This is a genomic window from Streptomyces sp. CNQ329, assembly GCF_000482585.1.
The window spans coordinates 1-24,925 of sequence record NZ_AXVU01000015.1 but is presented as its reverse complement, the minus strand read 5'-3'; the positions used below and the strand labels follow the sequence as shown (position 1 = coordinate 24,925).

15 protein-coding genes are annotated in these 24,925 nt (G+C 67.2%); 10 read left to right on the top strand and 5 right to left on the bottom strand.

Annotated features, from left to right (window positions below; genetic code table 11):
- The first annotated feature begins 110 nt into the window (after nucleotides 1-110).
- The 7 genes from I003_RS0112205 to I003_RS0112170 all read left to right on the top strand — a co-directional run bounded on the left by I003_RS0112205 (nucleotide 111) and on the right by I003_RS0112170 (nucleotide 12,543).
- Nucleotides 111-2,231 carry an N-6 DNA methylase gene (locus tag I003_RS0112205; protein WP_027771794.1) on the top strand — a complete coding sequence of 707 codons (2,121 nt, stop codon included), beginning with the start codon at nucleotides 111-113 and terminating at the stop codon, nucleotides 2,229-2,231.
- A 79-nt stretch (nucleotides 2,232-2,310) separates the two neighbouring features.
- Nucleotides 2,311-4,377, top strand: coding sequence for an HsdM family class I SAM-dependent methyltransferase (locus tag I003_RS0112200; protein ID WP_027771793.1), 2,067 nt, complete (start codon nucleotides 2,311-2,313; stop codon nucleotides 4,375-4,377).
- Entirely contained in the window at nucleotides 4,374-5,687 is a 1,314-nt protein-coding gene (locus I003_RS34755; RefSeq protein WP_078563954.1) for a restriction endonuclease subunit S, read from the top strand. Before I003_RS0112200 ends, I003_RS34755 begins: the two co-directional genes overlap by 4 nt.
- 7 nt (nucleotides 5,688-5,694) lie before the next feature.
- Entirely contained in the window at nucleotides 5,695-6,936 is a 1,242-nt protein-coding gene (locus I003_RS0112185; protein WP_027771792.1) for an AAA family ATPase, read from the top strand.
- Nucleotides 6,933-7,547 (top strand): DUF4276 family protein, encoded by a 615-nt coding sequence (locus I003_RS0112180; RefSeq protein WP_027771791.1) that lies wholly within the window; start codon nucleotides 6,933-6,935, stop codon nucleotides 7,545-7,547. The genes I003_RS0112185 and I003_RS0112180 overlap by 4 nt, the downstream gene beginning before the upstream one ends.
- Before the next feature lie 53 nt (nucleotides 7,548-7,600).
- Nucleotides 7,601-10,753, top strand: coding sequence for a type I restriction enzyme subunit R domain-containing protein (locus I003_RS0112175; protein ID WP_051368204.1), 3,153 nt, complete (start codon nucleotides 7,601-7,603; stop codon nucleotides 10,751-10,753).
- A 182-nt stretch (nucleotides 10,754-10,935) separates the two neighbouring features.
- A complete protein-coding gene (locus I003_RS0112170; protein WP_027771789.1) occupies nucleotides 10,936-12,543 on the top strand; it encodes a serine/threonine-protein kinase in 1,608 nt (535 codons plus the stop codon).
- Between the two features lie 15 nt (nucleotides 12,544-12,558).
- On the opposite strand, the gene I003_RS0112165 is transcribed toward I003_RS0112170, so the two are convergent.
- The 5 genes from I003_RS0112165 to I003_RS34200 all read right to left on the bottom strand — a co-directional run bounded on the left by I003_RS0112165 (nucleotide 12,559) and on the right by I003_RS34200 (nucleotide 23,686).
- Nucleotides 12,559-14,670 (bottom strand): AIPR family protein, encoded by a 2,112-nt coding sequence (locus tag I003_RS0112165; protein ID WP_027771788.1) that lies wholly within the window; start codon nucleotides 14,668-14,670, stop codon nucleotides 12,559-12,561.
- Between the two features lie 26 nt (nucleotides 14,671-14,696).
- The gene (locus tag I003_RS0112160) at nucleotides 14,697-16,061 is read right to left on the bottom strand and encodes a hypothetical protein (RefSeq protein ID WP_158688962.1); all 1,365 of its coding nucleotides are present in this window, start codon (nucleotides 16,059-16,061) and stop codon (nucleotides 14,697-14,699) included.
- A gap of 575 nt (nucleotides 16,062-16,636) precedes the next feature.
- The gene (locus tag I003_RS32005; protein ID WP_199784286.1) at nucleotides 16,637-17,455 is read right to left on the bottom strand and encodes a SpdA protein; all 819 of its coding nucleotides are present in this window, start codon (nucleotides 17,453-17,455) and stop codon (nucleotides 16,637-16,639) included.
- A 384-nt stretch (nucleotides 17,456-17,839) separates the two neighbouring features.
- Nucleotides 17,840-21,940: an FtsK/SpoIIIE domain-containing protein gene (locus I003_RS0112150; protein WP_486584189.1), complete on the bottom strand. Its 4,101-nt coding sequence runs from the start codon at nucleotides 21,938-21,940 to the stop codon at nucleotides 17,840-17,842.
- 216 nt (nucleotides 21,941-22,156) lie between these two features.
- Nucleotides 22,157-23,686 carry a serine/threonine-protein kinase gene (locus I003_RS34200; RefSeq protein WP_078563950.1) on the bottom strand — a complete coding sequence of 510 codons (1,530 nt, stop codon included), beginning with the start codon at nucleotides 23,684-23,686 and terminating at the stop codon, nucleotides 22,157-22,159.
- Nucleotides 23,687-24,136: 450 nt separating this feature from the next.
- Between I003_RS34200 and I003_RS0112140 the strand changes: the two genes are divergently transcribed.
- From I003_RS0112140 to I003_RS36860, 3 genes are all read left to right on the top strand, one after another.
- On the top strand, nucleotides 24,137-24,424 hold the full coding sequence (locus I003_RS0112140) for a hypothetical protein (RefSeq protein WP_027771785.1): 288 nt from the start codon (nucleotides 24,137-24,139) through the stop codon (nucleotides 24,422-24,424).
- Nucleotides 24,425-24,434: 10 nt separating this feature from the next.
- Entirely contained in the window at nucleotides 24,435-24,692 is a 258-nt protein-coding gene (locus tag I003_RS31995) for a WXG100 family type VII secretion target (protein ID WP_051368202.1), read from the top strand.
- An 80-nt stretch (nucleotides 24,693-24,772) separates the two neighbouring features.
- On the top strand, nucleotides 24,773-24,925 hold a 153-nt coding region (locus I003_RS36860), incomplete at its 3' end, for a transposase (RefSeq protein WP_037720698.1).

The following is a 24,925-nucleotide window of genomic DNA, read 5'->3' as shown; positions in this document are numbered from 1 at the left end:
ACCAGTAGAGCGGCAACTGAAAGCACTGTCAAACGCTTCACATCGATTGAGCGTTGGTATAGAGTGACGCCGTCCAGCACGCCCGCCCCACGCCGCCCTGGCAGGAGCCCATGAACCAGCAGGCCAGCGCCCTCGTGACCGCCGCCGACATCTCGCGTCTGGCCGGAGTCACCCGCGCCACGGTGAGCAACTGGCGTCGTCGGCATCCGGACTTCCCGGCCCCTGCGGGGGGCACGGACACCAGCCCGACGTACGACCTCGACGCCGTACGCGCCTGGCTCTCCGCCCGTGGCCGGCTCCCTGAAGACACACCGGCGGACCGGCTGCGCACCGCGCTGCGCACCCACCCGGGCGACGGCGAACTGGCCCTGCACCTGCTCCCTGTGGTGCTCGCGGCTGCCCGGCTGGACCGGAGAGAGCGCGAGGCCCTTCCCGAACTGCGGGACGACGCACTACTGCGATGGGTCCGGTCAGCCGCAGACGACGGAGCCCAGGACATCCCAGGCACCGAGGACGCCGCATACGCCCCCGCGGCGGCCGGGCCGCTGAGGGCCTTGCTGCGGTGCGTCGTCACGGATGGCGCCGAGGTCGCGACGGATGTTCTTGCGGAACGCCTGCTGGAGGACACGGGGGGCACCGGCACGTACCTCACGCCGCACCCCTTGGCCGGTCTGATGGCCCGGCTCCTGACCGACAGCGCGGGCGACTTCCCCGCGAGCGTTCTCGACCCCGCGTGCGGTACGGGATCGCTGCTCGCCGCGGCGGCGTCCGCGGGCGCGAGCGAACTGCACGGACAGGATGTGCTGGTCGCCCAGGCCGCCCAGGCCGCCGTGCGGCTCCGGCTGAGCGCCCCCGAGGTGGCGATTTCCGTACGTCAGGGGGACAGCCTGCGTGCCGACGCATTCAAGGGCCTCACCGCGGACGCCGTCCTGTGCAATCCCCCGTACGGAGTCCGTGATTGGGGGCACGACGATCTGGCGTACGACCAGCGCTGGGCCTACGGCGTGCCTCCCAAAGGCGAGCCCGAACTCGCCTGGATCCAGCACTGCCTGGCCCATCTCGCCCCTCGCGGCCGAGCCGTACTGCTCATGCCGCCGGCCGTGGCGGAACGCACCGCCGGCCGGCGTATCCGCGCGCAACTCGTACGCGACGGAGCCCTCCGCGCGGTCGTCTCGCTTCCCCAGGGCGCGGCCACCCCGCTCCACATCGGCCTGCACCTGTGGGTGCTGGAGCGCCCCGAGCCACAGGCGGAGGCCCCGGATACGGTCCTGCTCGTCAATGCCGCTGCCGAGACCCGAAATCTCAACTGGGACGACATCAACGACAGGGTGATTTCGGCGTGGCGGCCCTATCGCGACCGCCGGGACAGCTTGACGGGAGCCCGGGGTATCGCCGCCGCCGTGCCGGTCACCGGCCTCCTGGACGAGGCCGTGGACCTGACTCCGGCCCGCCGCATCCGGACGGCCCCCCGGCAAGCACTCCGCCCCGCCCAGCTGGCCCGGCAGGCATCGGAGCTGTACGACCAACTCCGTCAGGGAGCAACAGACCTGGTTGGCCTCAGCACCGGCGAAGAATGGCCGCCGGCCGTCGACCGGCCCCGCGAATGGCGCACCGCTACGGCCGCGGATCTTCTGCGCGGCGGCGCTCTCAGCCTGCTCCACACCGCGCCACCGGGCCGCCGGACCCGTAGCAGCCAACCGCAGCCTCGCCCCGCAGCGGAACCCGGCGCACGACCGGCGCTCACGGCTGCCGACGTCTTCGAGAACCGAACGCCTTCCGGAACGAAAGCAGACCTTCCCAGCGGCGTCGCCCTCTCCTCGGTTCAGGCAAGTGACGTGCTTCTCACAGAAATCCTCCGCGCGGGACGCACGGCCGTGGCCCGGGTCGTCGAGCCGGGCGAGACAGGCTGCCTCCTAGGTCCTCACCTCCTGCTCTTCCGCCCGGACCGGAGCCGGCTCGACCCATGGTTCCTGGCCGGATTCCTCGCGGCAGAGCAGAACGTCAACGCCGCCGCCACTGGCACATCCCTCGTCCGGGTGGACCCGCGACGCCTGCGCGTTCCCTTGCTCCCGCTCGCCGAGCAGCAGCGCTACGGCGCCGCGTTCCGCCGCCTGCACGAACTGCGCGCCACCGCCCGCCGTGCCGACCGGGCCGCCGAGGAGGTCACCCGTCTCCTCAGCACCGGACTCACCGGCGGCGCCCTGTTGCCGGACGGTCACGGATCGGCGTGAAGCGTGCGGCCCAGCACCGCGAACGACCAGACTTGACGTCATCTGTCCCGCTGGGACGGCGAACACCGGAAGGACCCCGTTGAACAGCAGCAAGCACACGGAACTGGCGAACCACGCGTGGTCGGTCGCCGACCTCCTGCGCGGCGACTACAAGCAGTCCGACTACGGCAAGGTGATCCTGCCGTTCACCGTGCTGCGGCGCCTGGAGTGTGTCCTCGCTCCGACCAAGGACAACGTCCTGGAGGTCGCCAGCCGCTACGAGGGCCAGGACATCAACCCCGACCGCTTCCTGCGCATCGCGTCCGGCCACAGCTTCTACAACACCAGCACTTACACGCTGAAGGCCATCGCGGGCGACCCCTCACACGCGGCGAAGCACCTCAACGAGTACTACGGCGCCTTCTCCCCCAACGCCCGGGAGGTGCTGGAACGGTACGACTTCGCCCTGCAGATCAAGCGGCTGGCCGCGGCGGACCTGCTGTACCAGGTGGTCGGACGGTTCGCCGACCTCGACCTGCGGCCGGTGGAGAGGGACGCCGACGGCGATGTCGTGCTCGGGGAGGAAGGCAAGCCGGTCGAGATCGTCTCCAACCACCAGATGGGCTACATCTTCGAGGACCTGATCCGGCGCTTCGCCGAGCAGTCCAACGAGACGGCCGGAGAGCATTTCACCCCGCGGGAGGTCATCCGGCTGATGGTCAACCTGCTCGTCGCGCCGGACAGTGACGCGCTGGCTCTCCCGGGCACCGTCCGTACGGTCATGGACCCGGCCTGCGGGACCGGCGGCATGCTCAGCGCGGCTGAGGATCGCATCACGGCCCTCAACCCGGACGCCACCGTTAAGGTCTTCGGCCAGGAACTCAACCCCGAGTCCTGGGCCATCTGCCGGTCGGACATGATGATCAAGGGCCAGGACCCGGAGAACATCGAGTTCGGCAACTCGTTCAGCCGCGACGGCCACGCCGGAGCCAGCTTCGACTACCTGCTGTCCAACCCGCCGTTCGGCGTGGAGTGGAAGAAGGTCAAGGACGCGGTAGAGGACGAGCACGAACGCCTGGGTGAGAGCGGGCGGTTCGGGGCCGGCCTGCCCCGCATCAACGACGGCTCGCTGCTCTTCCTCCAGCACATGATCTCGAAGATGAAGCCGGTGGCCCCCTCGGGGGCGGGCGGCAGCCGCATCGCGATCGTCTTCAACGGCTCCCCGCTGTTCACGGGGGCGGCGGAGTCCGGTGAGTCCAGGATCCGGCAGTGGATCCTGGAGAACGACTGGCTGGAGGGCATCGTCGCCCTCCCCGACCAGCTCTTCTACAACACTGGCATCTCCACGTACGTCTGGGTGCTCAGCAACCGCAAGGCCAAGGACAGGCGCGGCAAGGTCGTCCTGCTGGACGCGCGGGACTACTGGCGCAAGATGCGGAAGTCGCTCGGTGACAAGCGTAAGGAGCTGGGCGAGCAGCACATCTCCGAGATCACGCGGCTGTACACGGAGGCGCTGGCGGTCCTCGACGCCGCGAAGAAAGGCAGCGGCCACGACCTAGCCGACCGGGCAGGGAAGATCAAGGTCTTCCGCAGCGAGGACTTCGGCTATCGCCGGATCACCGTCGAACGCCCACTGAAGCTCCGCTTCGAGATGACGGAGGAGACGCTGGCGACCATCACCACGTCGAAGCCGATCAAACGGGCGACTGACGCTGATGCGTTCGCAGCGGCGCTGCGCCCGCTGGTCGGCAAGTCCTGGGCGACGAAGTCCGACGCGTGGATCGACCTCAAGGACGCGGTCGTCGCGGCCGGCCGGTTGTGGCCGACGGGCGCACCGTTCGGCAAAGCGCTGCGGGAGGCGGTCGGCGTCCGCGACCCGGAAGGCGAGGTGCAGCGCATCAAGGGCGAACCGGAACCGGACCCGGAGTTGCGGGACTACGAGAACGTGCCGCTAAAGGAGGAAGTGGAGGAGTACTTGCGACGCGAGGTTCTGCCGCATGTGCCGGATGCGTGGATCGACCACAGCAAGACGAAGATCGGGTACGAGATCCCGTTCACACGGCACTTCTACGTGTACAAGCCGCCACGGCCGTTGGCGGAGATCGATGCCGAGTTGAAGTCCCTGGAGGCCGAGATTCAGGTGCTGCTTGGAGAGGTGACGGAATGAGCAACAGGGCACATTGCACCTACCCAACGTTTCCGCTCCGACGTTTCGTTCATGAGATGACCGACGGCCCCTTCGGAAGTTCACTGACAAGCAGTCATTACTCCGATGAGGGCGCACGTGTTATTCGTCTCGGAAATATTGGACCTGCTCACTTCAGAAACTGCGATGCAGCGTTCATTCCGATGGACTATTTCCGCGAGCTGCGCCGACATGAAGTCAAGGCTGGAGATTTGCTCGTTGCGGGACTCGGCGATGAACGACATCCGGTAGGGCGCGCCTGCATTGCACCAGAATACCTAGGTCCCGCCATCGTCAAGGCGGATTGTTACAGAGTTCGACTGGATGAAACCCGCCTTTCTCATCGGTTCGCGGCATGGGCACTCGGATCCTCAACCGTCGCAGACCAAGTCTCCGCCTCGTCCCGAGGGTCGACGCGGTCTCGGATCAATCTTGAGGTGGCGCGCGACATCCGTCTTCCCGTGCCCCCCGTGGACGAGCAGCACCGTATCGCCGACTTCCTCGACGCAGAGACTGCCCGGATCCATCGTTTGACACTCCTCCGAAAAGAGCAACTCAGACTACTGGGCGAGAGATTCAAAACGCATGTGCACTATAAGGTCACAGGGGGCAACAGGACGACCAAGGAGCTTCGTGAGATCGATTGGCTCGGCTCCGTCCCGGCAGCATGGGGAGCTCCACTTCTGAACCGCATCTCACGCTTCATCATGGGCACAACTTTTCCGCACGACCACCAGGGAAATAAATCCGGAGATTACCCATTCATCAAGGTTGGGGATTTCTCAAACGCCGACGAGATCGGCCGTCTTGGGTCCGCGGAAAACTGGATCACCCGGAATGTAGCCAGAAAGCTCGGGGCCAGGATTGTTCCAACTGGCGCCGTCCTGTACGCCCGCGTCGGAGCTGCTCTCCTGTTGAACCGTCGACGGATCGCCGCGCACCCATGTGTTATTGACGATAACGTAAGGGCAATCTCCTTCTCCAAGGGTGACCCTAGGTATTGGTTGAACGTGCTATCGCTTCTCGACATGGGCCAATTGATGAACCCGGGGCCAGTACCGTCTATCAGTGAAGGCCAGGTATCTGCGGTGCGTGTTCCTGCCCCACCACTCCCAGAACAGTCACGGATCGCCGATGATCTTGAGCGATATCAGCTCTCACAGCGCAGAGTTGAGGACTCCCTCAACACTCAGATGACGCTCCTCGCTGAAAGACGCCAAGCCCTGATCACCGCCGCCGTCACCGGCCAGATCGACGTGTCCACCGCCAGCGGACGAGGGATCGAGGAATGATCGCGCCATGACTCCCGCCGCACCTCACCGCCCGATGCCGTTCATCACCCGTGTCCGGATCGACAACTACAAGTCCATCGCGCAGTGCGACGTGGCTCTCGGCCGGTTCACCGTGCTACTCGGACTCAACGCCGCAGGCAAGTCGAATTTTCTCGACGCCCTGCGCTTCGTACGCGACGCGCTGGTGAACGGCCCGGGCGAGGCCGTGGCAGAACGCGGCGGTTGGGAAGAGGTGCTGCGCCGGGTCCCTGAGCCGGCGGACTCCTGCACGATCGGGCTGGAGTTCCACCTGCCCGCGAGCACCCGTGGCGCGAAGCCCTGGGTGGGGCGGTACGAGATCACCGTCGCGCCGCCGACCGCCACGGGGGGGAGACGACATCCGGTGTCTGGTGTCCGCATCCAGCGTGAGTTCTGCGAAATGAGTCACCCCGGCGGCAAGGGCGGGACTGGCGCCGAGCGATTCCGGATGCCAGACCACTCGGGAACGGGGCGTCGTCAGAAGCGGCTAGAACTCTCACGAGTGGCCGATACGGAGCCGTTCGATGAACTTCACGGGACTCTCACGGAGATGTTCTTCTACAGCCCTGACCTGGCCAATCTCCGTAGGGCCAGCCCGAACGTGCCGACCGCGGCAGTCCTGGCCGAGGACGGCGGCGACCTGGGCCCCGCACTGGCCGCGCTCGGGGAGCAGGAGCGTGCGCGTGTCTCGCAGTACCTCGGGGTGATCGTGCCCGGTGTCGTGGAGGCCGGTCCCACCGACCCCGCCGCCGACTACATCGCGGCGCGGATCAACTTCGCCCCGGACAGCGAGACGGAACAGCACGTGTTCCGGGCCGAGTCCATGTCGGAGGGGACCATCCGGGCCATCGGTCTGCTGACCTCGCTCTTCCAGCCCGGTGCCCGTGAAGGCTGGATTCCGCTCATCGCCGTCGAGGAGCCCGAACTCGCCCTGCACCCGCTCGCGGCCGGGGCTCTCTACGACGCCCTCACGGAGGCGAGCGAGCACGTACAGGTCCTGGCCACCACGCAGAGCGCGGAGTTGTTCGACCGCAAGGAGGCGGACCTGTCGGCCATCCGCGTGGTCGCCGCCGAGCACGGGGTGACGTTGATCGGTGAGGTGGACCCGGTGAGCCGGTCGATCGTCGCCGACGGCCTGGCGACCACGGCAGAACTGCTGCGCTCCGATCAACTGCGCCCGGTCGTCAAACCAGCCGCCCAGCCGGACGAGCAGCCGGAGGGTGAGGCGTGAACCACCAGACGGTCACGATCGCCTCCGTCGTGGAGGGCGAGGGCGAGATCAGCGCGCTGCCCGTCCTCCTCCGAAGGCTGATGTACGAGGCGCGGATCTGGGACGCGGACATCCAGCCGCCCTTCCTGATCGACCGCGGCCGGCTCGTCCGGCCAGGCGGGCTGGAAGCCGCCGTCGAGGCCCAGGCTCGACGCCTGCCCGCCGGCCAACCGGGTGGCATCCTGGTCCTGATCGACGCCGACGACGACTGCCCGGCAAGCCTCGGGCCTTCGCTACTGGCCAGGGCCGAGGCCGCCCGCCCGGACCGCCGGACTGCCGTCGTGCTGGCGAACCGGGAGTTCGAGGCATGGTTCCTCGCCTCAGCGCCCACCCTCGGCGGCAGGGCCGGGCTCGCCGAGAATCTGGAGGTCCCGGCCGGCAGCGAGACGTTACGCGACTGCAAGGGCTGGCTGACCCACCACCGGCGCGACGGAGTTCGGTACCGCCCCCGCGTGGACCAGGCAGCACTGACCGACGTCATCGATCTCGACCTGGCCCGCTCCCACTCATCCTCATTCGCCAAATTCTGCCGCGACGTCACCTACCTGATCACCGGAAAGCGGGAGGGGTAACCGCCTTGTCCGTCCACGACGAAGCCGCGTTCGGGAATGCCATAGTCGCCGCCATGCTGGAGCGCGGTTGGCGTGAAGGAAACCGGTCGCACTACCGCCCTCAACTCGGCCTGGACACCGCCCAGCTCTTCGAGTTCATCGGTAAGACCCAAGCCGACGACTGGGCCGATCTGATCGCCCTCTACGGTGGCGATCCCAACACCGCCCAGGCCGGTTTCGCCCAGCGCGTGGACCAGGCCATCGCGGCCGACGGTGTGCTGGACGTACTCCGCAAGGGCGTGAAGGACCACGGCGTCCTGATCAGGCTCGCCTACTTCAAGCCGTCGCTCGTCGCGTCGGACGCGGTCCTGGACGACTACCGGGCGAACCGGCTGACCTTCGTCAGGGAACTGGAGTACGCCGCCAAGCAGGCGGACAAGGGCAAGCGCCTCGACCTCACGCTCTTCCTCAACGGGATCCCGCTGGCGACCGCCGAGTTGAAGAACGCCCTCACCCGCCAGGGAGCGGAGGCCGCCAAGGACCAGTACCGTACGGACCGCGACCCCACCGAGCTGATCTTCGCGCGGCGCGTGATCGCGAATTTCGCCATCGACACGGACGTGGTGTTCGTCGCACCTGAGCTGCGGGGCAAGCCGACGCGGTTCCTGCCGTTCAACACCGGGTCGGAGGGTCCGGGGAAGCCCGGCGGCGGTGGGAATCCGGTTCCCACCCTCCCCGGGACGTACGCGACCTCGTACCTGTGGGAGCAGATCTGGGAGCGGGACACCTGGCTGGACCTGATCGAGCGGTTCGTGCACCTCAGCAGGGTGAAGGGCGCGGACGGGCGGACCCGCAAGAAGCTGATCTTCCCGCGCTACCACCAGTGGGACATCGTCATGAAGCTCGCCGACCACGCGGCCCGGCACGGCGCCGGTCACCACTACCTCGGCATGGCCTCCGCCGGCTCCGGCAAGTCGAACACCATCGGATGGCTTGCGCACCGCCTGTCGTCGCTGCACACGCCCACCGACCCCGCCGAGATCGACCCCGACGCCCTGGCCGCCGGGCTCAAGCCGGGCGCGCCCGTCTTCGACAAGGTCGTGATCATCACCGACCGCCGCAATCTCGACGCCCAGCTCCGCGAGACCGTGGGCAGCTTCGAGAAGACCGCCGGTCTGGTGGTGAAGATCGACGAGAAGCATGGCGCAAAGTCCGAGCAGCTCGCTAAGGCGCTGTCCCGCGAGACCGGGAAGATCATCACGGTCACGTTGCACACCTTCCCGGCCCTCATCGACTACCTGCGTCGCAACCCCACCGAGATCCATGGCCACAACTTCGCGATCATCGTGGACGAGGCCCACTCCTCGCAGTCCGGCGACGCGGCCACGGACGTCCGCGCCGTGCTGCGCGACCTGGGTCTCGACTCGGACTCCGACGAGGCCGGGGCCACGGAACAGGCAGCGCCGTCCACCACGGATGCCAAGCTCCGCCGGAAGGCCCTCCAGCGCAGCAAGGCCGCGAACCTGTCCTACTTCGCGTTCACCGCCACGCCCAAGGCCAAGACCCTCGAACTCTTCGGCACCCTGGAGAGCGTCGACGGCAAGCCGGCGTACGTCCCCTTCCACACGTACTCGATGCGCCAGGCCATCGAGGAAGGCTTCATCCTCGACCCCCTGCGCACCTACGTCACATACAACACGTACTGGAAGCTGGTGAACCAGAACCCGGACGAGCGCGAGGTGGACCCGTCCAAGGCGAATCCGCTGCTCGCCCGGTACGCGCTCACGCACGACTCCACCGTGGCGCAGCAGGCACAGGTGATCGTCGAGCACTTCCGCACGCACACCGCCGGCCGGCTCGGCGGGCGGGCCAAGGCGATGGTGGTGACGGCCTCGCGGCACAGCGCCGTGCAGATGACCCGCGCGATCAGGAAGTACATCGACGACCGCGCGTACGCCGATCCCGGCGTCCTAGTCGCGTTCTCCGGGAGCCTGACGTACGACGGCGAGGAGACGACCGAGCCAAAGGAAAACGGCGGCTTGGCCGAGTCCGCGCTACCGAAGGCGTTCGCGTACGCGCGCAAGGACGACAGGGCCGTGCGCACCGGCGGGAAGGCGACGCAGCGCGAGTACCGCATCCTGGTCGTCGCCGAGAAGTACCAGACCGGCTTCGACCAGCCGCTGCTCACCACAATGTACGTGAACAAGAAGCTCGCGGGCATCAGCGCCGTCCAGACCCTCTCCCGCCTGAACCGCACTGCCGACCGCAAGTCGCAGGCGGACCTGGCCGTACTGGACTTTGTCAACGACGCCGAGGACATCAAGGAGTCCTTCCGCCCGTACTTCGAGGAGGCGAACACCCTCCCCTCCGATCCCAACCTCCTCTACACGGCACAGAGCCGGGTCATGCAGCCTGACATCCTCGTCGAGGAGGAGATGCGGGAGTTCGCCGACGCCTATCTGGCGGCCGAGGAGAAGGCGGCGGGCTCGGTGGCCCGATGGGAGAAGCTGCACGCGGAGCTGTACCGGCATCTCGGCTCCGCCGTAGAGCGGTTCACCGAGCTGCTGGACCGCAAGGACGAGGCGGGCGACCCGGATGAGGACGCCCAGGAAGTAGCCGAGCAGTTCCGCGCGGACCTCAACGACTACGTGCGGAAGTACGGCTTCCTCTCGCAGATCGTGCCCTACCGCGACGCCGACCTCGAACGCCTCTACCTCTACGGCCGCCACCTGCTCAACCGTCTGCCGCGACGTGGGGACGGCGGCGTGGACATAGGGGACATCGACCTCAGTCACCTGCGCATCCAGAAGACCGGCGAGCACAACCTCGCGCTGACCGCCGAGGGAGCCGCGGAGCTGCGCGGCTTCGGCGAGGGCACGGGCGGCGCCAAGGAGCAGGAGAAGTCGCTGCTGTCGGAGCTGATCGAGAAGTTCAACGACAGGTTCGGTACCGACTTCACCGAGCAGGACGTGATCACGCCGTTCTCGGAGGCGAAGGCGGACCCGAAGGTCCGCGCCGCCGCCGTCAACGACGAGGAGAACTTCGGGCTCGTCTTCGACGAGGTCTTCGAGGACAGGATGGCCAAGCACATGGACACCATTGCCGACATGGGACGCCAGTACTTCAGCCACGACGACAGCTTCAAGCAGTCGCTCAACCAGAGTGCGCGCCGGGCGGCCTGGCGGATGATCCGCCGGGAGGAGAACATCGACGACGAGTCGGCCTGACCCGCCGCCTTCCGGCACTCCCGGCTGACCGCTCCGCTGGGTCAACCACCTTGGCGGAAAGAGAGGCCCGCGGCCACGGATACTCCGCCTCCTGCTGGAGGACCTGCCGTGCGCGCCGCCGCCGGTCGGTACGGTGTACGGCTGTCAGGTGACGAGGCATCAGGACGGTGGGGGCGCTACGGATGGCGCAGGCACTCAGGATCGGTGAGCAGGGCCGATATGAGCTGATCGAGGAGATCGAGTCCGGCGGGATGGGTACGGTCTGGCGCGGCTACGACGCCGTTCTCGACCGGGAGATCGCAGTCAAGCTCATCCGGCCCGACGTCGTCGCGTCGCCCGCGCAGGCGGAGGAGTTCGCCCGCCGCTTCGAACGCGAGGCGCGCGTCACCGCGCGGATCGGGCATCACGGAGTGCCGCAGGTGTTCGACGCGGTGTTGGATGAGGCGTCGTACGACCGGATGTACCTGGTGATGGAGTACGTGCGCGGGATCTCCCTGCGCAAGGTGCTCGCGGGCGCGGGGGACGGAGCGGCGGTGCGGCTCCCGGTGAGCTGGGCCACGTCGATCGCCGCGCAGATCTGCACCGCTCTGTCGTACGCCCACGCCATCCCGGTCGTGCACCGCGACCTGAAGCCGGACAACGTTCTGATCGCCGCCGACGGCACGGTCAAGGTGCTCGATTTCGGCATCGCGAAGTTGCTGCGCACCGACGTCACCCGGCTCACGGCCACCGGCAATCTGGTCGGTACCAGCCGCTACATGCCGCCCGAGCAGATCGACGGCGCGCAGATCACACCTCTCAGCGACCTGTACGCGCTCGGCTGCGTGCTGCACGAACTCCTGACCGGTGAGCCGGTCTTCAGCGGAGACAGCGACTACCAGCTCATGCACCAGCACATGGACGTGCCGCCGACGCCGCTGCGCGCCCTGCGGCCCGAGGTGCCGGAGGACCTGGAGGCACTGACCCTCGATCTGCTGGCCAAGGTGCCCGAGCAGCGTCCGGCCGACGCGTACGCGGTGTACGAGCGCTTGTCGCCGCACCTGCCGCAGGCGGGTTCCGCGGCCGTCCCCGCGGGCTTCACCGGCGGTGACTCCCCCGCCGTGGTACCCGACCCGACGGTGATCTACCGGCAGCCGAACGCGCCACTGCGGCGGACCACGGCGTCGGCGCCCTCACCCGAGCCAGCGGCGCCGCCCGTGCCGGTCCCGGCGCGCGTCGGCACCGCGCTGCAGGATGCCTACGCCCTGTCCGCGGACCTCGCCGAGAGGGGCCGGTTCGCCCAGGCCGCGGACGTCCTCAAGGCGGCGATCGCCACGGCGTCCACCGCCCTCGGCGCGCACAACCCGCGTGTGCTCGGCCTGCGGCGGCGGCGCGCGGCGGTCCTCATGGCCGGCGAGGACTTCCGGCGCGCCCTGCCGGAGTTCGACGCGCTGGCCGCCGTTTACGCCCGTACGGCCGGGCCGTCCAGCGAAGACGCATTGGAGTGCCGCCGGTACGCCGCCCACTGCCGGGCCAACCTCGGCCAGGCCACCTCCGCCCTGCGGGAGTTCCAGGACGTCCTGGAGGTCTTCTCCGACACGGCCGGCGACGCCTCGGAGACCGCTCTCGACCTGCGCCGCAGCATCGGAGTGCTCCTCTACTCCGAGGGCCGCCGCACCGAGGCCGAGGGCGTCCTCGACGCCCTCCACGAGGACATGTGCGTTCTCCTCGGCGAGGACCATGAGGAAACCCGCGAAATCGCCGACCTTCTCACCCGGTTGCGCCGCCCGGAGGGGCCAGGCGCCGACTGACGTCCCGCCGTACCGTCATGCGTCGTCCTCGCCCTCTTCGTCCTCTTCGCTGTGGATGCGCTGTGCAAGATCCCATAGGCTCCAGCCGTCCGCGAGGAACCAACGAGCCGTCCCCTGGTTGGACACCGGCCGGTCGTCCCATCCAGCATCCGCCCACATCTTCGACACGAGCCCGGACGGCGAGTACCGCTCCTCGTCGTAGGCCCACAGGATCGGCCTGGTTCGGTGATTGACCCAGGTTGCCTGGCGTCGCCTTTCGTCCTCGACGAGCCATTCCTCCAACGCCTCACGCTCGGGCTCGTTCAGCGCCGCATACAGAAGGGGGGCTCCCTCCTTGATGACACGGCGGTCGACCAGGACCGGCACCGTGTTCCTGCGGCGCGGCTTGCGCTCCTTCGCGGGAGGTATGGGAACGGCGACGCCGTCGGCCAGGTCGCCGAGGACGTGCTTCGCCAGCTCTCCGCAAGTCTCCGCGCTCTGGAAGGCGATCCTGATCTGGGGGCGGGGCCCGTAATGAGTGACGATCTGGTGTGTCAGCCGGCGCACCAGATCCGGTACGAGGGTGGGGATCTTCTCCAGGACCTCGCTCTCCCAGTCGAAGTCCGGGTCATCGATGCTCGTGGCCCCGAGATGCTGGAAGAGCACGTGAGCAACGAGAAGGCCACCGTGCTCCGCGGTCGCCGCCTCGCGGCTGTTCTGGCCGCTGCCCAGTTCGTAGACCGCGCTCCGTGCCGCACGCAGGGTGAGGACGGAGCGCCACACCTTCTGCGGAGAGGGTTCACGGTGAAACAGCACGGTGTGGCTGCCCTGGGGTCCCTGCTCCCAGAGGTTCTCTGTGGAACTGGCGGCCCGGGCGGCTTGTTCGGCATCCCCGTGCAGACAGGCGAGTGCGAGAGCGAGTTCGTCCAGTGAACAACCGGTTTCGGGCGCGACCGGCTCGCCCCGCTTGATCACGTAGTGCTTGCGCAGCTCGGCGCGCAGGTTGGCCTTGATCGCCTGGTGCACGGGTTCGAGCGCGATGTGATCACGCTGCTCGATGGCGTTCTGCCGGTTCGCCGCCTGCGACACCTGTACGCCGAATCCTGCGTCGCCATGCGTGTTGATGACCTTGATGCTCAGCGTGGCATGGGCCGCAGCCTCCCCGTCGTCATCCATCGCCCGGGTGACAGCCCGTACCGTCTGGGCTCCGTTGACGATGCTCGCCCCCGTCACAGTGAGGGTGGTCGGCCTGCTGCGCGGCGACTTCGCGCTGTCGTGCGTCGCCGTGAGTGAGTCGCAGATCATGGTGATGCCGTTGTTCAGATGCCAGAACCTGGTGGGATCAGAGGTAAGGGTTTGGCCGATCTCCGCATTGGTGACGCTGGTCGCGAGCGGGGCCCGGAGATTCTGCTCGAACAGCCCGGTACCGTGTGTCTCGTACCATTCGGCGACGCTTTCGGCGGAGACCGTGCCTTGATATGCCTGTAGCGGTCCATTCTGCTGGTACCAGTCGTCAAGGCGGACGTCCAGACGGATCGGCTCCGGCCGGAGATCCGCATGGATCTGGTCGTGGAAGTCGGCGGCGTACAGCACCTTGACACTCAAGCGGGCGCCGTGCCTGTTGAACTCGTCCAGAGCGTTCGCGAGAACCTCGCGTGCGGGCGGGGAGGGCTCCACGGTGCCCATCAGTGCGATGACAAGGGTGGCTCTCTTGTTGACGATGAACCGCCTGGCCTGCAGCGCGAGGGCGCCAGCACGCTGGTTGAACTGGTCGTACAGCTCGTTCTCGATCCGGTTCAGGCCGTCCACCATCGCCTTGGCGGCATCCACGTCGAAGGTCGCCGTGCCCTTGTCGCTCCACTTCGCCTGGACGAGCAGAGCCTGCCCGCTCTCCGGCAGGGGGGCGATGGCGTCCAATCCCTGGTCAGCAATGCCGTCCGTGACGAACCGGGCCGCCTCGGCCACGGTGCATTGGCCCACGCGTCGAACCGCGAGGGCTGCGAGCGCACGGGAGAGGAATCGCTGTTCGTAGTTGCCACCTCCGAAGTGGGCGATGTCGCTGTCGTCTATCACCCCGTCGAAGGTTTCGTGCAGTTGCTCGCGGACCTGCGTGACCTGGCGAGGCGTGTCCGCGCCCGAGGTGGCCATGGAGGGTTGCCTTCCCACTGGTGGTGTCATGCGATGCCCTGAGCCCGCATCCCGATCCCTGGGCCGTTGCCACGCGGCCGACGGCTGAAGTCAGCAACAATCAAAGCGACACCGGCAGTTGCGATTGTCGCGTCCACCCAGTCCAGAACTACGCCGAAAGGTACGTCGCGCGCACCGAACCAGCCGTCGCGCACCAGGCGGGTGAAGTCGGTCGGCACCAGGTGGCGGGTGAGCAAGTCGGTGGAAAGACCTGGGAGGCCATGCACCGTGCCGGCCGAGACCGCTGCTGCAATCTGGCCGTAGGGGTAGATCGCGCCGGAGCTCGTCCGGTGCAGGGCGGCCGTGAAGGGCACCTGCTCGTGAATGCGCAGAAAGAGAGGGTCGTTCAGCAAGCCGTAATCGTCGGGGCTGCGTTGGGCGAGTCTCCGCAAGCGATGAACACGCCCGAGGAAATCGTCCAGACTGTGCCGGTCATCGGTCGACAAGCCCCCGTTCGGGCCAGGGCACAGGTAGCGCAGTACGACAAGCGTCCGGGTGTCAACATGGTAGTAGTAGGCGTCGAGGGAGCCCTCCCCGCCGTCGACCACCCACCGATCGGTGATCGACGTGGCCTCGAATTCATAGTTGTGGCGGCCTCCACCGCTCGCGAACGCCTGGACAACGGTCTCACCTACGCCGCTAAACCTCTCCGCTGCCCGCCCGCGGATGTCGTCGAGCATCGGCTGAACCGCAGTCCCGGTGAGCCCGCTGAGGAAGCTTGCCTGGGCGGTTGTCCTGTCCCAGCTGCGTACCGGCGCGAAGTTGTTCGGGGCCAACCCGGCTATTTTGGCGAAGAGCAGCAGAGCATCACGTTCATCGCGCCAGCGGAGCTCCCGGTCGCTCCAGCCTTCGCCGTCGTCGAGCAACGGCAACAGCCTCTGGACTTCCCTTTCGACATCAGGGGAAATACGCCGGAGATTGGCGAACACGATGTCGGCATCGACCGTGACAGGACCGCTTTCCGGTAGTGACCTGCCAAGTGCGCCGTCGCGCTCGCCGCCTGCGCACCAGAGCCCCGAGAAGGGCACCATTCCTTGAATCCTTCGAGCACGGGTGACGAAGACCTTTCGGTCCCGGTCGGTCTCGTGAGCGGGACGCATGATGGCCAGCCCCCAGATCTGCTCCGGTAGCTCCCGATCTCCATCGTCGCCATGCTGGTCGGCAGGAGCAAGCAGGATCGCGAGGTATGACTTAACCTCGGGCCAGTCACGGCACGGCTGGGAGTAGGACCTTTCCTTGGTGTGGTCTGCGCCGAGCAGACGCAGGAAGTCACTGTCAGGGCGCAGAATCGCCAGCCGTGGCGATCGCGCCGAAGGCAGGACATCCAGCCGCCTTGGTTGTGCGAATGCCATCCACTCCTCCGAATTACCTGCCGCCACACCGAACCAGGCTCAAGGGGATGGTAGCGCGCCAGCTCCAACCACCGGTTCACACAACCCGTTTCCCACATACTCGTCCGGTTTTGTTATGATTTTGGACATTTTTCTAGAAATCAAGCCGATGGATTACTGATCTTGAACTCGGTTGTCATAGCGGCGGACAGAGCTTGCTCCTACCTGTCCGCCGGTGTAATGGGGTTGGTACGCGCAAGGAGGTCCGCTATCTACTTGGGCGTGGTGGTTCCATGAGGGCCCGAGCGGGTCGTGTGGGGCGAGCCCAGCTCGGTGATCGCAAAGGGGTTACGAGTCGGTGTCTGGTCTATGCAGCGGTGGCGGCTGGGTGGCTCCGCGGGCCCTGCGGTCAGCGCAATCCGCGGCTGCTCGCACCGATCTGGGGCGACGACGACGGTGGCGGTCGCCCTCCGGGGTGACCGAGAACCGGGGGCAGACAGTTGGCCGATGGTCCGAGGATCTCGCCAACGGATCGAACCGACGGTCCGTACAAGGCGTGTGCTTCAGTCCCGGACCAAGTTGCCTCTAGGCGCTCGTCAACGGGCTGAGACGCTATTGCCCGCGGTTTCGCTTCCCTGGCCACCACCGAGTTGCTCACCGGAAGAACCTTCCAGTCGCCCAGCGCGAAGAGAGTGCACCCCTTCGGAGCGCACTGCGGCCACCAGCATCCGCGATCTCTTCGCCCCGATGCCCAGCCGCTTCCTGAGCGTCTCAGCCGAAATGGGCCGTTGCTGCTCTTCACGATGACGAGCGTCCTCCTGCTGAGCGCGCCGCAACAACTCCCGGTCCGGCTGCGCCGGTTTCTTGCGCTGCCTCCTGATTCGCTGGCCTCCGGCTGGCTTGATCCTGCTGGGTGCTGTAGGTGATCCTTCGGGCGACTCGACAGCCGCCGAGACCATATCCGCACCACCGGTGCTGCTGATTGCCTGCAGGAGCCCAGGGCCTACCTCTGCCCAGCCGATCAACAGCAGGGGACCCACAGCGTCAAAGGCCGCCTTCCCGTACGTTCCCGCCAGCAACGGCTCGGCCACGTTGAACGCCAGCGTCATCGCGCTCGCGAAGATCAGCAATCTGCGCGCCGGGCGGATCTGCTCACGTGGAGCACCATTGAGGGCAAGGTATCGAACGCCCAACAGCAGCCCAAGCACCGACAGATCCACGGCCGGAGCAACCAACGGCGCCACGTAGACCGGCACGCCCAGCCGCAGCCCCAACGCCAGCACGTTGCCGAACCCGAACAGAAACGTCAGCCCGATCACCGCCGCCATGACCAGGGTCACACATCGCATCGCGACCGCATGCTCGAAGGACTTCCTCGACGCGGCGGCGTCGTGTGACGATGTCAGAGGAGCCATCACGCCTCCCTCTTGAGTACCTTGGGATGGAAGCGCCCTTCGATGACGAGGCGGCCGGCCTGAATGCGCTGGTCAGGGGCGCGACCATCTGTGGAGTCTCCCCCCGGGGGCACCTTGGATGAGGTGCCCAAGACCCCGTGACCAGCGCAAGCGCTGAGTACGGGGTCTTCTTGCGTACGCAACCGAAAACTGCCGGATGCGACGCAATGACCACGTAATGGTCTTTGCATCGAACAGCGCTGACGGTTTTGCGCCTCGCCATCGCCTGCTGGACTGCCGGATCTGTGTGACCGTGCACGCTGGGGGTATGCCGCGACAAGGCTGCTTCACTGGTCATCACCGCATTGACAGACCTGGGCTGCCACAGGGCCCTGGCAGCCGCGGTCAGGTTTCGGTTCTTGCGAGTTGCAGCAGGACAGAGGTCGGGCCGGTCGCGAGGTAGCCGCGCCCTGGTGGGGCGTTGAAGTACTGATCCGCTTCGAGCGCGATGTTGTGCGCCACGGCGACTGGCCTGCCTGAAGGAGCGAGCAGGATGCGGTTCCCCGTGGTCACGATGGTGTTGATCAGCCGGGAGAGCGGGCTGGGGAAGCCGGTAAGGATGGGTGTGGCGTCGGCTGTGAGCACGAGGGCGCGGTGACCGCGTGCTGCGGGGCGGGCGATGTCGTCAAGGAGGGTGGGGGCGTCGGCGAAGCCTTGTTGGGTGGGGATCACGGTGAGGTGGTCGGCATCGTCGAGGATGACGGTGCAGGGCCCGTCGCCGAAGGCCGCCGCGGCGTCGCGCAGGTCGGTGTCCTTGTGGGAGATGTCGCTGAGCAGCCGGATGCCCGGGTCGTTGGGGAGGAGACCGGGGAGGGGGGAGCGGGGTGAGGTGACGGCGAGTACGCCGATGCCGACGCGGCGCAGGGAGTGGGCGAGTGCGGCTGCGGCGGTGGTGCGTCCGGAGCCGGAGGGCCCGGAGATCAGCAGCAAGTGAGGGCCGGCGATGGGGTCGATGCCGATGGTGGTGTGGTCGTTTCCGCCGATGCCGAGGGGGACCCAGGTGGGTGAGGGCGGCGGTTGCGGCGCTGGCAGTTCGTTGAGGGCGATGTCCCTCGGCAGGGCAGGGAACAGTCTCGGCAAGTGGGTGGGGTCGGTGTATCCGGACCGCTGCGCAAGGTCGCCGGGTGAGGCGGTGGTTCGGGAGAGGTGGATGTGCCGGCCGGTGGCGGCGTCGATGGCCCGGCCCGGCAGGAGGGGTGGGCTGGTCATGCGGGAGGTGAGGTGGGCGCGGCGGGTCTCTTCCTTGGGGAAGGGGAGGAGCAGGCGGCGCGTGTAGTAGGTGGGCAGCTTGTGGTTGAGCATGTCCTGTCCGCCGAGGGGCACGAGGTGTACACCCAGTGGTGTTCCGGCGGCGACGATTTCGCGCAGAGTTGTCAGCAGTGAGGTTTCGACGAATGCGGGGTCGCTGTGGTCCTCGAAGTGTTCCCAGCCGTCGATGATGACCACGATGTGTGGGCGGGGGTGGTCCGCCTCTGATGCGGGGGTGGTTGCGCGGTGGTGGATCTCCTGGCTGAGCCAGGTGATCAGGCGGCGGATCCGGTCGGGTTCGGCTGGGGAGAAGACGCCCCCGCAGTGGGGCAGCTCGCTGTAGTCGGCAAGCCCGGCGGGATGCCGCTCGATGACGTAGAGGTGAACCTGGTCGGGGCGGAACCGGGTGGCGAGGCTGGTGATCAGAGTCCGGGCGAAGGTGGTACGGCCGGACTGGGGGCCGCCGGCGACGAGGAGTCGATCCGGGCCGTCGAGGTCAAGGTACTCGGTGGGCTGGGTCTGTTCGGCCGGCTCGTCGGCCAGGCCGAACGGCACCGCGCCGGCGGGAAGGGCGGCGGACGGCCGCTCGGTGAGGGCTTCCAGTGTCAGCGTGACGGGCAGCGGGGGCAGCAGGGGCCGGAAGGGGGCGGTGAGCCCTTGGCGGCGGGCGGCCTCCTCGATGGCGGCGATGGCCAGTTCCTGGTCGGTGGGCTCGTTGCCGCGCGGGGCGGGGGCGGCGGGGCGGAGTGCTCCGTGGTCGGTCCACCGCAGTGCGCGTACTTCCGCGGGGCGCGCTGATCCGGACGGTGGTGGCGAGCCGAGGTAGCCGGACTGGAACACCTGAGGTGTGCGCGACTCGTCGGTGGTGCACATGATCAGCCCGCGACCTCGCAGGGAGCCGGGGATGGTCGCGGCGTCGGGCACGCCGAGGACTTCGCTGCTGTCGGCGGGCTCGTTCTGCCGCAGGCTGATGCGCAGGGAGATGTTGTTCTTCAGTTCGGGCGAGAGCTTGCCCTGCAACGACTGGGTGGCCAGGATCAGATGCATGCCGAGGGAACGGCCCTTGGCAGCGACGTTGACGAGTTCCTTGAGGAAGTCGGGCGAGGTTTCCAGTACGCGGGCGAACTCGTCGAAGATCATTACCAGGCGGGGCAGCGGCGGCAGACCGGGCTGGGTCCGGCGCCGGTGCCAGTACGTGTCGATCTCCCCGTCGTACCTGGCGAGCAGGGACTCCCGGCGGCTCACCTCGGCACGCACGGAGGCCAGGACCCTGGCTGCGGCGGTGGCGTCGAAGATGTCGGCCGGTGTCTCGCCGGTGGAGCGGATCAGGGAGACGACGTGGGGGCAGCGCTGGAAGGGCAGGAACGCGCTTCCGCCCTTGAAGTCCACCAGCACGAGGTTGAGTTCGTCGGGGCGGTTGGCCAGGAGCAGGGAGGTGACCAGGGTCTGGAGCAGTATGCTCTTGCCCGCTCCGGTGGCTCCACCGAGCATGCTGTGCGGACCCTGGCCGGCGAGGTCGACGGTGATCGCACCGCCGGCATCCGCACCGAGCACGACCCTGGTGCGTGGCCCTTCGCCGTTGCGCCACAGCCGCGACACGTCCTCGGCGGACGGTGTGCCGATGCTCAGCAGGTCGAGGAACCGTACCTGGTCGGGCACGGCGTTGGCACTGGTGCCGAGAGTGGCCCGATCGCGCATCGGGGCCAGTGCCCGGGCCAGCCCTTCAGCCCGCTCACCGTCTAGCACATGGACCCTGGCCGGGACGGGGGCAGCGCCGGGGCTGACGGTGAGACTCACGACGGCGTTACTCACCTCGCACAGGCCGCGGCACTCGTTCATGGCCTGCTGGTCCGAGCACAGCAGGTAGACCCCCACCGACGGGCCGTCGCGGAACACCTCACTCATGCCCGGCATGTTGCGCAGCGCCAGCGCGCCGTCCAGGACGACGACGACCTCCTCGGCGAACCGGGTTGCGGAGGCCCTGGCGCGTTCCGCACGCCGTTCGGCGACGAGCGTCCTCAGCTCCCGCACCCGGGCCGCCCGCGTGGCGTGGGTGTTCCCGATGAGACAGGGCCCGTCCGACGCCAGCCCGGCGTCCACGTGCGGCAGCCACCTGGTCCATACCGCGTCCTCGCGTCCATCCGCCGCGATCACCACGATGCGCAGGTCGTCGGGACCGCGTAACGTGACGAGTTGGATCAGCAGCCAACCCAGTAGACCTCCGGCGCCTGCCCGGGAGCCGACTATCCCCAGCACACCGGTGACGCGCAGATCCACCGTGACCGGCACGCCCGCCATCAACGGAACTTCGAAGCCGTCCCACCGCTCACCGCGCACATCGACCGACGGCGCTTGATCGCTGGTCCCTACACGAAGGACCAGGCCGTTCGAGGAGTCGACGCGCCGCGGCCATAACTCCGGTCGAGCACCGCCGGCCAGTTCGAAGATCTCGGAAGGACCGGGAGACAACAGCAGACGCACGCGCCGTTCCTCGTCCGCGTGAGCGCTCATCTCCTGCCAGACGTCGTCCTTCGCCGCGGTGAAAGCTTTCGCCTTCTGCTTGTGCTGACGTTCCGTGAGGCTGGACCGCATCAAGCCACCGAAAATACCGATGATGCCGAAAAGGGCGAAGATGGGGCGACCCGTAGCCAAGGCGAGGGCGATGACTCCGAACGCGGAGAGGTAGATGAGCCACTCCGCATGGTCCGTCGAATCGTCAGCGGCCGACGTCCTGGGCAGGGTGACCCCGGCTCGTGGCAATTCCGGAACGGCGGTGAAGGTGCGGTCGAAGTCCAGCCGGCCGTCAGGGGCGCGGGTCACCCGCAGTCCCCCTTCGGGGACGGGAACCCATCTCAGCTCGTCCCCGCCGATCCTCAGTACACGCCCCGGCCGTAACACTGCCCGGCCGACGACCTCGACGCCGTCCACGAATGTGCCGTTGGTCGAATCCAGGTCGACCACCTCGACCTGACCGTCCGGAGAGATCTCCAGCCGGGCATGCTCCCTCCGGGAGACGTCCAGATCCCGCAGACACACCTCGGCCTCATGATTCCTCGCCACCGTGTGAGTCCCCGAACCCAACGCCACGGTCAGACCCGCGTCCGGCCCCTGCACCACCTCAAGCACTCCCACGCTGTGCCCCGGCACAGGACGAAACGCGGGCCCCGGCGCACCCACGCTGACCACAACCCCCGGCATCAGGGGACTCTCGGCCACGGTGGCCCGCGGATCCAACTCGGCAGCTCCCACGTAGCACCGCCGACCGTCCACGTCTGCCGGCAGGGCGTCCAATACCGAGCCCACACGACTTTCCGAAGCGGCGACGACCTCCACATCATGGCGTACTCCCCCGGCGGCGTCCTGCACCGAGAATCGAAGAATCATCCGTTCCTCTTTCCGCTCAGTCCGCCGTGACTAGGAGTCGAGCAGGTCGGCCAGGTCCCCATGCGCCTGATACCTGGTGAGGGCGTGCGCCCTGAGAAAGATGTCGAGACGGGCTAGTTCGTCGCGCGCCTGCTCCTCCGTGGAGAATCTGAGGAACAGAGTGGCGGTTCCCTCGCCCTGGCGGAAGGAGGGCGGAATCTTCGCATTCCGGTTCAGATGGGTCGCTTCAATCTCCCAAAAAGTTCTCCCCCTGGCGCCTTTGTACAGACGCACCGTGATCCGCTGCAGTTCCCGCCATTCCACGCTCCACTTCTGCCAACCCCGTTTATAGGCCAGGCGATCGGGGGCACCTCTCACCGTTGCAATACGGGGCTGCGTGAAAACACCAATGAAGATGAGAAGAGATAAACCGGACACGACGCCGAGGGGTGCTGCGAACGACCAGTGATACTCGGGGTCAATGGTCCATAGAAGGATCGCCAGCGCCGAGCAGGGCACCAGCGTAAAGACCAGGCACCCTGCCTGCGTCTTTCTCGACCCCCGCATATCCATGCGGATCTCTAGGGTGTTGTGTCCGGTAGTGGTGGGGTGGTCTGCCCAGGATGCCTGGGTGGGACGGTTCGGCGATGCGGGTGACCTACGGGCAGCGGGAGGAGTGGTGGGGCGGATGGAGGTCGTCTCGTCCTGCCGCGGGCCGTCATCCGGTCGCGGTGCCGGGGCGGCGGGCGTCGAAGCCGCCGGCGTGGCCGGGGTGTCGGCGTCGAGAAGCGCGGCAGCCTGCTCGATACTCAACCGCTCGTTGATATCCCGGGTCAGAAGCCCGGCGATCACCTCCGAAAGAGGCGCACCACATGTCAGGGACGGCAGGCTGTCGTGCAAGATGGCGTGGAGCGTCGCGGCCGTCGTGGGGCGAGCAAATGGATCAAACCCTTCCACAGCCTGGAAGAGAGTGGCACCCAAAGACCAGGCATCCACCGCCGGCGAGGGATCAGCCCCCTCGAACAACTCCGGCGCCATGTACCCCGTCGACCCGGCAACACCCTGACGGGTCAACCGCGTGTCGTCCATCGCATGAGCGATACCGAAATCCAACAGCTTCACTCGGTCACCGGGTAAGACCATGATGTTGCTCGGCTTCACATCCCGGTGGACCAGCCCGACGCCGTGCGCCGCGGCCAACGTCGCAAACAACTGGCGGGCCATACCCACCACCCGCTCCTGGCCCACCCCACCACTGCTCTGCAGGAGTTGCGCGAGTGAGGGTGCCTCCACCAGCTCCATCACGATGTAGACCGCGTCATCCTGCTCGGTCGCCGGCACGAGATCGTAGATCGCCACAACGCCTGGATGGCTCAGGCGACCCGCGGTACGCGCCTCACGTAACGCTCGCTCATTGAAACTGGCCCGCTCCCCCTCCGACGAACCAGTCGGAACCCGCAGCTCCTTCACCGCCACCGATCGACCGATCAGCTCATCCGATCCCCGCCACACCACGCCCATCCCACCCCGCCCCAGGACACCGTTCATCCGGTACCGCCCAGCCACCACCCGCGCCGGCATGTCCCAACCCCCTTCACATCGCAATCTCAGCGAGTTCCCTGTTCAACGTGCGCAGCTCACCGTGACCGGACCGATGACCGACGGCTGAGCAGTTTCACCAACCCTCGTCAGGTTGACCCACGCCGCACGGGCCTCGCCCAGCGCCTGTTCGATGACCACCGCCCGCTCCAGCTCGGACAGGTGCTGACAGGTAGCTCCTCGATCCGCCACCGATCGGCTGATCAATCACACGGGCGCCCACGGCGCCACAAGCCATCCCGCCCCGCCCAGGACCCCGTTCACTCGGCACCGCCCTGCCAGATCCGGCCGATGCCGCCTTCGTGACCCGTCCCCACCCTCTCCACGGTTTCCCTTTCGAAACAGGTTGCCCCAACAGAGGGTATCCGTTGCATAATTAAACGCTCAAGCTTCGAGGAGGAGCCATCCACTGAAAGCTGGAGGCCGAGTCAGATGGCTGAAGGATTCGCCTTCGATCCACAGGAAGCCGAAGCAGTCGCACGCGAACTGACCCGCCTGCACTCCGACATGCGCACGTCGCCGGGCCCGCTCGATTCCACGCAGAGCATCGCCTCTTCCCCGCCAGTTCAGGCGGCTATGAACGACTTCCTCCGAGCAACTGCCGAAACGCACGCCGGCCTGCTGGCGTCTGTCGGGCAGGTCAGAGACCTGTTCATCGAGCTGGTGGAAGGCACACTCGATCTTGACAAAGCACTCGCTGTCCGTAGCAGCGACAGATGAGGAGACCCTGATGGCAGATGTAAGTGTCGGCTACGACGGCCTGAACCGCGCCGCCACCTCCTTGCAGACCGGCCAAGGCGAGATCAACGATAAGCTCCAGTCCCTCAAGTCGATGGTCGACCAGTTAGTGGCCAGCGAGTTCCGCACCCAACTCGCGTCCGGCACCTTCCTGGAGTCCTACCAGCAGTGGACAACCGGCGCGCAGAACATGATCCAGGGTCTGGAGGGCATGGCGTCCTATCTCAGAGGGCGGTTCGTGACTCTTTGATGGGTTATCGCGTCACCTGTTGGTGTGGGTACGGGGCGGAGTCTGCCGGTCCATAGCCGCTCGTCTGCTGGTGTGATGGTGTGAGTGAACGCAAGCTGTACCCCAGCGACTTATCCGACGAGCAGTGGGCTCTGATCGAGCCGGTGATCACCGCGTGGAAGGACCGGCACCGCTCGGTCAGCGGTCACCAGGGCGCCTACGCGATGCGGGAGATCGTGAACTCGATCCTCTAC